Source organism: Bradyrhizobium sp. 61, from assembly GCF_023073075.1.
Classification (GTDB): Bacteria; Pseudomonadota; Alphaproteobacteria; order Rhizobiales; family Xanthobacteraceae; genus Bradyrhizobium; species Bradyrhizobium barranii.
This window is the reverse complement of record NZ_JADPIU010000052.1, coordinates 734133-745989: the sequence shown is the minus strand read 5'-3', so window position 1 is coordinate 745989 and position 11857 is coordinate 734133. Positions and strand designations below refer to the sequence as shown.

Annotated in this window: 12 protein-coding genes and 1 pseudogene; 6 read left to right on the top strand and 7 right to left on the bottom strand. The window is 65.0% G+C overall.

The genetic code is table 11. The features are described from left to right. Positions 1-255: 255 nt before the first annotated feature. A complete protein-coding gene (locus IVB46_RS18515) occupies positions 256-819 on the bottom strand; it encodes an NUDIX hydrolase (RefSeq protein WP_247304136.1) in 564 nt (187 codons plus the stop codon). A gap of 67 nt (positions 820-886) precedes the next feature. Continuing rightward, entirely contained in the window at positions 887-1750 is an 864-nt protein-coding gene (gene asd / locus IVB46_RS18510) for an archaetidylserine decarboxylase (protein WP_247304138.1), read from the bottom strand. 35 nt (positions 1751-1785) lie between these two features. Here asd and IVB46_RS18505 point away from each other — a divergent pair, with 35 nt between their 5' ends. Further along, positions 1786-3450: an aminotransferase class III-fold pyridoxal phosphate-dependent enzyme gene (locus IVB46_RS18505; protein WP_247304139.1), complete on the top strand. Its 1665-nt coding sequence runs from the start codon at positions 1786-1788 to the stop codon at positions 3448-3450. 376 nt (positions 3451-3826) lie between these two features. On the opposite strand, the gene IVB46_RS18500 is transcribed toward IVB46_RS18505, so the two are convergent. From IVB46_RS18500 to IVB46_RS18490, 3 genes are all read right to left on the bottom strand, one after another. Next, on the bottom strand, positions 3827-4486 hold the full coding sequence (locus tag IVB46_RS18500) for a hypothetical protein (protein WP_014492925.1): 660 nt from the start codon (positions 4484-4486) through the stop codon (positions 3827-3829). 238 nt (positions 4487-4724) lie between these two features. After that, positions 4725-5414, bottom strand: a complete 690-nt coding sequence (locus tag IVB46_RS18495; protein WP_247304141.1) for a methyltransferase domain-containing protein — start codon at positions 5412-5414, stop codon at positions 4725-4727. A gap of 35 nt (positions 5415-5449) precedes the next feature. Further along, positions 5450-6502: a glycosyltransferase family 1 protein gene (locus tag IVB46_RS18490; RefSeq protein ID WP_247304144.1), complete on the bottom strand. Its 1053-nt coding sequence runs from the start codon at positions 6500-6502 to the stop codon at positions 5450-5452. A 275-nt stretch (positions 6503-6777) separates the two neighbouring features. Here IVB46_RS18490 and IVB46_RS18485 point away from each other — a divergent pair, with 275 nt between their 5' ends. The 3 genes and pseudogenes from IVB46_RS18485 to IVB46_RS18475 all read left to right on the top strand — a co-directional run. Beyond that, a complete protein-coding gene (locus IVB46_RS18485) occupies positions 6778-7485 on the top strand; it encodes a L,D-transpeptidase (RefSeq protein ID WP_247304146.1) in 708 nt (235 codons plus the stop codon). A 110-nt stretch (positions 7486-7595) separates the two neighbouring features. Beyond that, entirely contained in the window at positions 7596-8018 is a 423-nt protein-coding gene (locus tag IVB46_RS18480; protein WP_247304148.1) for a c-type cytochrome, read from the top strand. A 207-nt stretch (positions 8019-8225) separates the two neighbouring features. After that, positions 8226-8510: pseudogene (locus IVB46_RS18475) on the top strand (GIY-YIG nuclease family protein); the annotation flags it as partial. Between the two features lie 179 nt (positions 8511-8689). On the opposite strand, the gene IVB46_RS18470 reads toward IVB46_RS18475, so the two are convergent. Beyond that, positions 8690-8962: a hypothetical protein gene (locus IVB46_RS18470; RefSeq protein ID WP_247304152.1), complete on the bottom strand. Its 273-nt coding sequence runs from the start codon at positions 8960-8962 to the stop codon at positions 8690-8692. Continuing rightward, positions 8955-9749, bottom strand: coding sequence for a DUF899 domain-containing protein (locus tag IVB46_RS18465; protein WP_247304162.1), 795 nt, complete (start codon positions 9747-9749; stop codon positions 8955-8957). Before IVB46_RS18465 ends, IVB46_RS18470 begins: the two co-directional genes overlap by 8 nt. A gap of 150 nt (positions 9750-9899) precedes the next feature. Between IVB46_RS18465 and IVB46_RS18460 the strand changes: the two genes are divergently transcribed. Both IVB46_RS18460 and IVB46_RS18455 read left to right on the top strand, forming a co-directional pair. Beyond that, positions 9900-11120 (top strand): helix-turn-helix domain-containing protein, encoded by a 1221-nt coding sequence (locus IVB46_RS18460; protein ID WP_247304165.1) that lies wholly within the window; start codon positions 9900-9902, stop codon positions 11118-11120. Between the two features lie 28 nt (positions 11121-11148). Then, positions 11149-11787, top strand: coding sequence for a PQQ-binding-like beta-propeller repeat protein (locus IVB46_RS18455; protein WP_166102064.1), 639 nt, complete (start codon positions 11149-11151; stop codon positions 11785-11787). Positions 11788-11857 lie beyond the last annotated feature (70 nt).

Genomic DNA, 11857 nt, shown 5'->3' with positions numbered 1-11857 from the left:
GGGCGAGGCCACAGTCGGGCCGCATGGTTCGAGACGCGCGCGATGCGCGCTCCTCACCATGAGGGTCGACGTCGAGTGCGCGGCCCTCTCCTCCGTCATTGCGAGCGAAGCGAAGCAATCCAGAATCTTTCCGCGGAGAGACTCTGGATTGCTTCGCTGCGCTCGCAATGACGACTTGGAGGGAACTAAGGCTCCCACAAACTTGCTAGGTCGCGGATGTTTCCAAGCTCGCGAGCAGAGCAGCGTGAAGACAACTCACGCTTCGCCGCGCAGCCAGGCCTTCACCTTCTGCAACAGGCCATGACGCAGTTCGTCGACTGAGGCGGCTTCAGCGGGCGTCAGGGGTTGCAAAGCTACATCGATGTCGTCGGTTGCTGGCGCCGGCTCGGGCACCGGCGTAGGCTCAAGCCCGGCCGCCGCGAGCGCGATCGGACCGACCTGTACCAGGAACGCGCGCTCATATTCGCGCGACAGGCGCGCGAGCGCATCCTCCAGTGTCAGCCAGTCCACCGCCTTGATGTCGTTCATCAGCTTGCGAACCGGACCGCCCTCGGCCTCCATGCGCCAGAAATGCACGACCTTGGAGCGCCCTCCCGACTGGTAGACGAGCGTGCCGAGGAATTCGTGGATGGCCACATTGTGGCCGGTCTCTTCCAGCACTTCGCGGTGCGCGGCTTCCTTCGGCGTTTCGCCGTCGTCGAGCTTGCCCTTGGGCAAAACCCATTCGTTGCGCTTGCGCTGGCGCACTACCGCAACCAGCGGCGGCGCGCCACGCCGCAGCACAATACCACCCGCCGCCATCACCGGCGCCCGCACCATCACAAGATTCCGTGTCGATCCAATCGGCCCGCCGACGATATAGGCTGCCGACGCGGCGGATTGAAGGCTAGTTCTTCTTCAACAGCGCTTGACCTGCGCGAATGCGGGTGCCCTCGCCGATGCCGTCGCAGAAGTTGAAATCGCCGGGCGCCAGGATGATGATGGTGGAGCCGTGCTCGAACCAGCCGAGCTCCTCGCCCTTGGTCACGTTGACGTCGCAGGGGAAATTGACCGGCCCGCGGGTCTGCGCGTTCAGCACCATGTCGAGGAAGTGCAGACGGATGCTTGCGACCAGAATGGCCGCAACTGGCACGAGCGTTACGGCTTCGCCTGAGCTGAGATGCGTGCGGATCACCGCGCGCTCGTTCTTGCAGAACAGGCGCTCGACCCGCTTCAGCGCGATCGGGTTGACGTTCCAGACGTCGCCATGGATCAGCGTGACGCGTTCGATGTGCGCGTCAAAAGGTGCATGGAAGCGATGATACATGCTCGAGGTCAACCGCAGCGTGACGAAGCTTCCGTTGCGGTGTTGATCCACGAGCGCGGAATCACCGAGCAGGTCGAGCAGCGAATAGGGCGCACCCTTGACCTGGAACAGCTCGGTGTCGGCGATCCGGCCATGGGCGCCGACGATGCCGTCCGAGGGGCTGGCGACAATGGAAGGGTCGGGATCGAAGGGCCGCAGCCCCGGCTTGAGCTCCCGGGTGAAACAATCGTGCAGGCTCTTGAAGTGGGTCTTGCGTGCCTCCGACAGATCGAGGTCGGAAAACAGCTTCCACAGCGCGATCGAGAAGTCCCTGACGAGCGGGTTCTCGATCTTGGAGAACCGGCCCATGAAGCGGGTCAGGGCCGCGCGGGGGATACGGTTGGTCAACAGGAAGTTGAGGTCTTCCTGCTGGGTGAAAGAGGCGATCAGGGCTTTGACTGTCATGAATCTGTCAGCTCGCAGTATTAGCGCTTGTTGTCATGGAAACGACACTCCCGATTCTCTCATTTTCCGTGGCCGCCGCAGCGTCCGCTGCCGCCGCCTTCCCGAAGATCAAGGCGCGGGTCGAACTGTCCCGCGCCAAGCACCGGTCGCTCGCCGGGCACTCCAAGATGTCGCGCCGGGTGGCCAAGCTGCTCCCGTTCTACGAGTTCGAGGGCGATCAGTATTTCGGCTGCGACGGCGCGCCTGATAACGTGGTGAAGCAGCGCAAGGACGCCTTCTTCCGCCTCGCCAGCCTTTACGCCGAGCGCTACCCCAAGGGGCGCGCGATGACGAAGGAAGCGGCGGAAAAGATCTCCGACCTGCACTTCACCGAAACCTACCGCGTGCCGTTCCAGTTCTCGCGCCTCGTCCGCGAGCATCTGGGCACCTCGACCTTCATGGAATCGTCCAGCGGCGTCACCGTCACGGATGTCGACGGCAACACCTCCTACGACCTCACCGGATCCTACGGCGTCAACATCTTCGGCAACGACTTCTACAAGGAGTGCATCGAGGGCTCGGAGAAGCGCGCGCATGCACTCGGCCCCGTGCTCGGCCCCTACCATCCCGTCATCCTCGAGAATGTGCAGCGGCTCTGCCAGATCTCGGGCCTCGACGAAGTCTCGTTCCACATGTCCGGCACCGAGGCCGTCATGCAGGCGGTGCGGCTTGCGCGCTACCACACCAAGCGGACGCATCTCGTTCGTTTCGCCGGCGCCTATCACGGCTGGTGGGGCGACGTGCAGCCCGGCGTCGGCAATCCGATTCCCGCGCACGAGACCTACACCCTCGCCGAGATGTCCGAGAAGACATTGCACGTGCTGCGCACGCGCAAGGACATCGCCTGCGTGCTGGTCAATCCGTTGCAGGGCCTGCATCCGAACGGCAACGCGCCCGGCGATTCCTCGCTGGTCGATTCCTCCCGCGGCGGCAACTTTGACCGCGCGGCGTATACCGAGTGGCTGAAGAAGCTGCGCGAAGTCTGCACCGAGCGCGGCATCGCACTGATCTTCGACGAGGTCTTCGTCGGCTTCCGTCTCGCCGCCGGAGGCGCCCAGGAGTACTTTGGCGTCAAGGCCGACATGGTGACCTACGGCAAGAGCCTCGCCGGCGGCCTGCCGGTCGGCGTGGTCTGCGGCAAGAAGGAATTGATGCGTCGCTTCCGCGACGATCGCCCCGCCGATATCTGCTTCGCCCGCGGCACCTTCAACTCGCATCCCTACGTCATGACGGCGATGGACGAGTTCTTGAGCCGGCTCGCCAGCCCGAACTTCCGTGCCATCTATGATGGGCTGGACGCTACCTGGAACGGCCGCGTCCAGAAGCTCAACCAGATGATGACGGACGCGAAGCTGCCGGTGCAGTTTGCGAACTTCTCGTCGATCTGGACGGTGAAATACACCACCCCGTCCCGCTACAACTGGATGCTGCAATATTACCTGCGCGCCGAAGGCCTGTCGCTGAGTTGGGTCGGCACCGGACGGCTGATCTTCAGCCTGAACTACACCGACGCCGATTTCACCGAGGTCGCCGAGCGTTTCGTCCGGGCGGCCGAGAAGATGAAAGCCGACGGCTTCTGGTGGCACGACGGCGTGCTCACCAACAAGAATATCAAACGGCAGATTTTGAAAGAGATGCTGGCCAAGCGTTTCGGGCGCTGAGGCTCTTCCACCCTTCGCCACGAACACCGCCTGCCCTTCTCCCTCGCCCCGCCCTTGTCCGCCGAAGCCTTGGCGAAGGCGGATGCGGGGCCGCGACGAGCTACGCTCGCGCTGAGAGGGTCGGGGTGAGGGGGACTCTCCGCGCTTGCGGTGAGAGTTGATCAACGATCCACTAGCAGTCCCCCCGCGGAGAGCCCCCCTCACCCGGCTTTGCGCTACGCGCAAATCCGACCTCTCCCCGCAAACGGGGCGAGGTGAAGAGAGCGCTGGGCTCCGCTGAGTCACTTTAAAGGTATCCCCAAGACGTGGATGCCCGGCACGAGGCCGGGCATGACGTAACCATCAGACATCGGAGTGTTGTGTGAGAACAGCGCGCTCAGGCGTGCTGCTCTTCGAGCGTGGGCTCGGAGATCAAGCCCAGCGTGTGCTCGGGGTTGAGGTGCAGGCCGGGGTCCATCAGCTCGCCGCGCATCAGGGCGAGCGGCGCGCTACGATAGAGCATCAGGTCGTGGAAGGGATCGGTCAGGATCTTGGTCATCCAGACCAGGCCAGTCTCGACGTCGCGGATGAAGAACAGGTGCACCGTGCGGAACAGAAGACCGCCGCCGCCGATCACCAGCCAGATCTTGGCGACCTGCCGCATGAAATCGGTCGCGCTCGCCCAGGGCGTGAACAGGCCGAACAGCGTCGGATCGACAACCAGCACCAGCGGCGACAGCGCCCAGATCGCCATCAGCACCACCTTGCGCTGAAGGTTGTAGCCGACCTTGATGTCTTCCTTGTACTCGTGCGTCGCCTGGTTGATGTGGTCGTAATCGTGCGGCTCGAAGAAGAAGTGACCGGCCTGGCGCGAGGTCATCGAGACCAGCCAGCCGACCAGCGCCGAGATCATGGGATCGACGAACAGCCAGACATAGGCGAAGAGAAAGCTCAGCGCGCTGACGAAGTGCAGGCTCTGATTGATGCGGCTGTGGTGATAGTAGCGATGGTCGTCCCAGCGCTGGATCCGCAGCTGCTCGAGATAATTCTTGATCATGCTCTCCCCCAAAATGCTTTCGGGTTCAGGATTTACAGGGATTCGATGTAGGCCGTGTGACATCATCATTTTGTCATGTGACGATGTGCAGCGGCGCGATGACGCACGTGTTACTCTCTCCCCTCATCCTGAGGAGCGCGGAACGCGCGTCTCGAAGGATGAAGGCCGAGCTGCATCAGCACGGGCCTTCATGGTTCGAGACGGCGCTTACGCGCCTCCTCACCACGAGGAGTGACTGTCAGGCTGCCTTGGCGACGTCGACCTTGCGGAAGCGCACCAGCGAGAAATGGCCGAGCGGCGGAATCAGGCGGCGCTCGGCGAGCTCGATGCCATTCGCGCCGGCCAACCACTTCGTATAACGCGACCAGGCGAACTCGGCGGTACGGAAGCCGAGCGGGCGCACCACCGGCTGGAGCCTCTGCTCGATGAAACGGCGCATGCCGGTGTCGGCGCTGACGCGGGTCAGGATGATCAGCTCGCCACCGGGACGCAGCACGCGGGCGAATTCGTCGAGCGCCTTCTCCGGGTTCGGTACGGCGGTGACGACATACTGCGCCATCACGACGTCGAAGGAATTGTCGGGGAATTCGAGCTTCTCGGCGTCCATCACCGCGAGGCCCTCGACGTTCTTCAGCTTGCCCTCGCTGACCCGCTGGCGCGCCTTGTCGAGCATCGCTTCCGAAATGTCGGTGCCGAAGATGCGCAGATGCGGCGCGTAGAGCGGCAGCGAGATGCCGGTGCCGACGCCGACCTCGAGCACACGGCCCCCGATCTTGTTGGTGGCCGCGATCGCGGCCTGCCGGCCCTTGGCGAACACGCCGCCGAACACGAGATCGTAGACGGGTGCCCAGCGGTCATAGGCCTGCTCAACCGTGCCACGGGTGAGGTCGAGCTGCTGGGTGCCGTCAAGGTTCATGATCTTAGCCATCGATGAGGTTCTCGCTGTGGGTCAAACGTTGCAGATCAGCCGCGCACCGGCCGCCGCGCCATGACCGGCGAGGCGCGCAGGATGCGGCTGGGCTGAAGTGAGGTGAGATTTCCGACGAACTGACGCGCGCTGTTTTCCCAGGAGCGCTCCAGCGCGAAGTTACGGCAGGTCTCGCGCGACATGGTGAGCGCGCGGAGGCACGCGGTACGCAGATCATGGTCGATCGCGCCGATCGGATGATCGGCGATGACGTCCTTGGGGCCCGTCACCGGAAACGCCGCCACCGGCGTGCCGCAGGCGAGCGCCTCGAGTTGCACCACACCGAACGTGTCGGTCAGGCTCGGGAAGACGAAGACATCGGCGGCGGCGAGATGCGCGGTCAGATCCGCGCCCTTCTTCTCGCCGAGGAAGACGGCATCCGGATATTTCTTTTCGAGCGCCGCCTTCTGCGGGCCGTCGCCGACGACGACCTTGGTGCCGGGCAAATCGAGCGAGAGGAACGCTTCGAGATTCTTCTCCACGGCGACGCGGCCCATGGTCATGAAGATCGGACCCGGCAGGTCGAGCTTGGCCGGAGCGTCGGGATGGAACAGCTCGGTGTTGACGCCGCGCGTCCAAAAGCCGAGCCGCTTGAAGCCGCGCTCGGAGAGCTCCTGCCGCAGCGAAGGCGTCGCCACCATGGTCATCGCGGAGGCATCGTGGAAGTGGCGCAGCACGGCATAGCCGACGGCGTCAGGGATGCCGGTCCGCACCGAGACGTATTCGGGAAAGCGCGTCGTGTAGGAGGTTGTGAAGGCAAGGCGGTTACGGCGGCAATAGGCGCGCGCGGCCCAGCCGATCGGGCCCTCGGTCGCGATGTGCAACGCTTCCGGCGCCGCCTTCTCGATCCGCCGCGCGATCTCCTTACCGCTCGGCAGCGCGATGCGCAGGCCCGGATAGGTCGGTAGCGGCCAGGACCGAAAGCCGTCCGGCGTGAGGAAGTCGATCTCGACGTCGAGCGCCTTGGCCGCGTTCGCCAGCGAGGTCAGCGTCCGGACCACACCGTTGACCTGCGGATGCCAGGCGTCAGTCGCGATTAATACCCGCATGGGGAAATCCCGAGAGTTTGATGATTCTCGGCTTAGGACCATCAACCACGGATATTTCAGGCGTGTGACGTCACAGAAGTGTCGGCCCGCTGTTTTGTTGGTTAACGGGTCCGCGCCGCCACGAAACCGTCATGAAACAAATCCTTTCCGCCATGAAACCGTTTTCGGTTTTCCGCGCAAAGCTCCCGAAACGTTTTGCCGTTAGTGAATTGGGCAACGGAGCACCGAAACGGTGCCGCGGTGGTCAAGAAACACCGATCAAACAGGGGCGATCAATGATCAATCTGGACACGTTCAAGACGTATTCGCGCGCGGTTGCGCTCAGCGCCGTCGCGATCTCCGCTATCGCATTTGCCGGTCCGGTCAAGGCTGCGCCGGTGCAGCTCTTCCCGTTCTTCCAGCCGCTGCCGCCGATGGCCGCACCGCAGCCTTACCAGCCCTATCAGGCGACGCCTTACCAGGCCGCGCCGTCCGAGGATCAGGACGCGGTCGAGATGCCGGCGCGCTTCCGCCGCCAGACGGTTTCCTACGCAACGCGCGAGGCGCCGGGCACCATCATCATCGATACGCCCAACACCTATCTCTATTACGTGCTCGGCAACGGCCAGGCCGTTCGCTACGGCATCGGCGTCGGCCGCGACGGCTTCACCTGGTCCGGCGTGCAGTCGGTGACCAAGAAGGCCGAGTGGCCGGATTGGACCCCGCCGCCGGAAATGATCGCCCGCCAGCCCTATCTGCCGCGCCACATGGCCGGCGGCCCCGGCAACCCGCTCGGCGCCCGCGCCATGTATCTCGGCGGCACCATCTACCGCATCCACGGCACCAACGCCCCCGACACGATCGGCAAGCACGTCTCGTCCGGCTGCATCCGCCTGACCAACGACGACGTCACCGACCTCTACTCCCGCGTCAACGTCGGCACCAAGGTGATCGTTCTGCCGATGACGGAACGCCGCGCGGACCTTGGCGCCGCGACGCGCTAACGCGACAGGACATTGTGACGCAAACGGCCCCGGAACCCACCGGGGCCGTTTTCGTTTGCATCATGCTCTCCGGGCGGCCTCGCCTGGAGAAGCACAGTTCGGAGGCGCGGATGCGATCACGCCTGCAAATATCGCCGGGTCCATGGCTGCGCTCGATCGCAGCTGCCGGCGCATTGACGCTGCTCCTGTCTGCGCCCTCTTCGCTCGCCCAGCAGCCGGCGAACGACGAGGCGGCCCAGCAGGCCTTCAACAATTCCTGTCGCACCTGCCACTCGGTGAAGGACGGCGACAATCGCCTCGGTCCCAATCTCAACAAGGTCGTGGGACGCAAGGCGGGCTCGCTGCCGAACTACAACTACTCCCCGTCGATGAAAGACGCCGGCTTCGTCTGGGACCAGGACAAGCTGACCCGCTTCATGGTCAAGCCGGATGAGGTCGTGTCCGGCAACAAGATGCAGCCATATGGCGGTGTCTCCGCGGAGGACGCGGCCAAGGTGGTTGCTTATCTGCAGGCGACGTCGGGTTCACAGTAGCGGGCCACGGTGCACCGCTGCATTTTGGTTTGCGATGCGATTGTGGCGCATCCTTCGAGACGCCCGCCTCCGGCGGGCTCCTCAGGATGAGGAGCGGGGTGCGCGGCCGCAAATCTGTCAGCAGCGGTTGCAACGAGACACAAATGCCAGTTAGCCTCATCCTGAGGAGACCGCGAAGCGGTCGTCTCGAAGGATGGGGCGGGCACGATGACGGAAGGCGCGTACCTCTACATTCTCAGATGCGTCGACGGCAGCTATTACATCGGCACGACGCGCACCGAGCTTGAGCTTAGAATCGCGCAGCACAACGCCGGCACGTTCGGCGGCTATACGAAGTCACGCAGGCCCGTGACCCTGGTCTTCTCGCAATGGTTCGACCGGATTACCAACGCGATCGAATGCGAGCGCAAACTCAAGAAATGGAGCCGCGCCAAGAAGGAAGCCTTCATGCGCGGCGATTTTGCCGAGCTGCATGAATTGGCGAAGCGCGGATCTCATCATCCTTCGAGACGCCCGCCTCCGGCGGCTCCTCAGGATGAGGGCGGAGTGCGCAGCTCGAGGTTTTCGTTGAAGGACCCGCGCGAACCTACGAGTGCTGGTTAGCCTCATCCTGAGGAGCGCGCTCTTGCGCGCGTCTCGACGGACGAGGCGTTCACACCGGCGGAAGCCGCTTACCGCGCCCTCTGCCGCTCCGAGATCAGCCTCAGCCACGCTGCTGAATGAATCGCGCTCATCAGCAGATACATCGGCACCATCCCACTCAGCACGGAGCCGTACCCGGCGGCACACAGCATGTCCGCCGGGCCGCCGCCGAGCACGGCCGTCAACACGGCCATGATCGCGAAGGTCGGCGTCGCCGCCAGAGCCAGCCATCTGGCGAGGTGGCGTGCGGCCACCACGCCATCGCGGCTCGCGCCGGTGGCCACGTTGGCGGGACTAGTCACGGCCTTCCGCGGCCTCCTCGCGAAAAGCCTTCTCGCCGGCGTCCGAGATCTCCACCCATTTCTTGTCGGGCGCAGCGCCTTCCGCGTAGCTGTCGTGCCAGTTCCACCATTTGTAGGTTGGCGTCTGCGGATAGCCCTTTGGCGAGTCCTCCCAGACCTCCTGCCGGCCGAGCGGGGTGATATCGAGATAGTTCCAGGTGCCGCCCATCTGCTCGTCGCCGCGGCTCTTGACGAAATAGGTGCGGAAGATGCGGTCGCCGTCGCGGTAGAACACGTTGGTGCCGTGCCATTCGTCGACGCCGAAATCGGCGTCGAAACTGTCGGTGACGGTGACCCAGGGCATGGTCCAGCCCATCCGCTGCTTCAGCCTGATGATGTCGGCCTGGGGCGCGCGCGAGGCGAACACGAGCGTGGTGTCGCGGGCGTTCAGATGCGAGACATGGGCGACCTGGTCGGCCACCATGGAGCAGCCCCGGCAGGCTTGATCGGGCCAGCCGAGCACGCCCGGCTCGAAGAAGGCCCGGTAGACGATCAGCTGCCGCCGGCCCTGGAACAGATCCACTAGACTGATCTTGCCGCCGGGCCCCTCGAGCGCATAGGTTTTGGTGACTTCCATCCACGGCATGCGCCGGCGCTCAGCGGCAAGGGCGTCGCGGGCACGGGTATGCGCCTTTTCCTTCACGAGCAGTTGCTGACGGGCGGCCTCCCAGTCCTGCGGCGACACCACCGGCGGTGTTTGCATGGCGGCCTGTCCGTTAGTTCCTGCGTTGTCTGCTGATGTCATCATGGCTCTCCATTCCTCTTGTCCGGGCGGTCATTCCGCGTCGCGCTACGACGGACGCGGAACCGCTCGACCCTCACCGCACATTGTCGGTCGTCAACGATTTCTGGCACCAAGCGGTTGCGCGGTGGGAGTAACAAGTGTGGCGGGATTTGAATGGAGTCGCTGATCACGGCTGCCGCGCGCGCGCTTGAGGCCGGCGATCCGCTCGGCGCGCTGAACCGCGTTGCGCTGCGCAACGATGCGCCGTCGCTGGCGCTACGCGGCATCGCGATGGCGCAGCTCGGCGATCTCGCGAAAGCGAAGACGCTGCTGCGGAGCGCCGCGCGTGCGTTCGGTCCAAGAGAGGCGGTGGCGCGCGCAAGATGCGTGGTGGCCGAAGCCGAGATCGCGCTCGTCTCGCGCGACCTGAGCTGGCCGGTGAAAACGCTCGCGGCGGCCCGCGCGACGCTCGAACAGCACGGCGATCTCGCCAATGCAGCCCATGCGGGCCACATCGAGGCGCGCCGCCTTCTCCTCGTCGGGCAGCTCGACGAAGCCGAGCGCACGCTGGCCGAGCTCAGCCCCTCCCCGCTCCCGCCTGCATCGCAAGTCGTCCGCGAGCTCGTGGTCGCCGGCATCGCCATCAGACGATTGAGAGCGAAAGATGCGCGCGCAGCGCTCAACCGCGCCGCCCACGCAGCGCGGCAGGCGAAGATCCCGGCGCTCGTGGCCGAGGTCGACAGCGCGAACCTCATCCTCGACACGCCGGCGGCGCGCCTGATCGCGCGCGGCAGCGAGCACCCGTTGCTGCTCGGGGAGGTCGAGAGACTGGCGACCTCGACGGCGCTCGTCGTGGACACCTTTCATCATGCCCTGCGCAGGCAAGGCCGCATCGTCTCGCTCGGAACGCGGCCGGTGCTGTTCGCGCTCGCCCGCCTCCTGGCGCAGGCATGGCCCGCGGACGTCTCGCGAGAGGCGCTGATATCAGGCGCGTTCCGGGCGAAGCACGCCGACGAATCGCATCGCGCGCGGTTGCGCGTGGAGATCGGGCGGCTCCGCACCCAGCTCAAGCCGCTGGCCGACATCAGCGCGACGAAGCAGGGTTTTGTGCTGGCACCGCGCAAGACGCGCGACGTCCTCGTGCTGGCACGTCCCGTCGAGGAGAAGCACGCCGCGGTGCTCGCCGTCCTCTCCGACGGCGAGCCCTGGTCGAGCTCGGCGCTCGCGCTGGCGCTGGGGACGAGCGCGCGCACCGTGCAGCGGGCCCTCGAAGAGCTGGCGCGGTCGAACAAGGTGCAATCGTTCGGACACGGCCGGGCACGGCGCTGGATGACCCCGCCCGTCCCGGGTTTCCCGACAGGCTTGTTACTCCCCGGACCGCTCCTGAAGGCGTAAGTTGGATCACATCACAGGGATCAAGCACATGAAGCGTTCCGCCGCCGAGATCGTCAGGGAGTACGGACCTTTTGCGGGTGTCGAGGCCGTGCATGGCGTCACCTATGACGGGACCCATGTCTGGTTCGCATCCGGCGACAAGCTGAATGCGGTCGATCCGGCCAACGGCAGGATCGCACGCTGCATCGATGTCGCCGCGCATGCAGGGACGGCATTCGACGGCCGGCACCTGTTCCAGATCGCCGAGGATCGCATCCAGAAGATCGACGCCGCGACCGGCAAGGTGATCAGCACGATTCCGGCGCCGGGCGGCGGCGGCGATTCCGGATTGGCCTGGGCGGAGGGTTCGCTGTGGGTCGGTCAGTATCGCGAGCGCAAGATCCATCAGGTCGATCCGGAGACGGGAAAGATCCTCCGCACCATCGAAAGCAAGCGCTTCGTGACCGGCGTCACCTGGGTCGACGGCGAGCTCTGGCATGGCACCTGGGAGGGCGAGGAAAGCGATTTGCGCCGGATCGATCCTGAGACCGGCAAGGTGCTGGAGCAGCTCGACCTGCCCGCCGGGACGATGGTGTCAGGATTGGAGTCCGACGGCGGCGACCGCTTCTTCTGCGGCGGTGGCGATCGCGGCAATGTGAGGGCGGTTCGCCGCCCGAGGCGCAGCTAGGTGCGCGATGGCGGATGCGCGGCACCGATGCTGCCGCAACCGTTAATCTGTTCGCCCCAATTCCACCCCA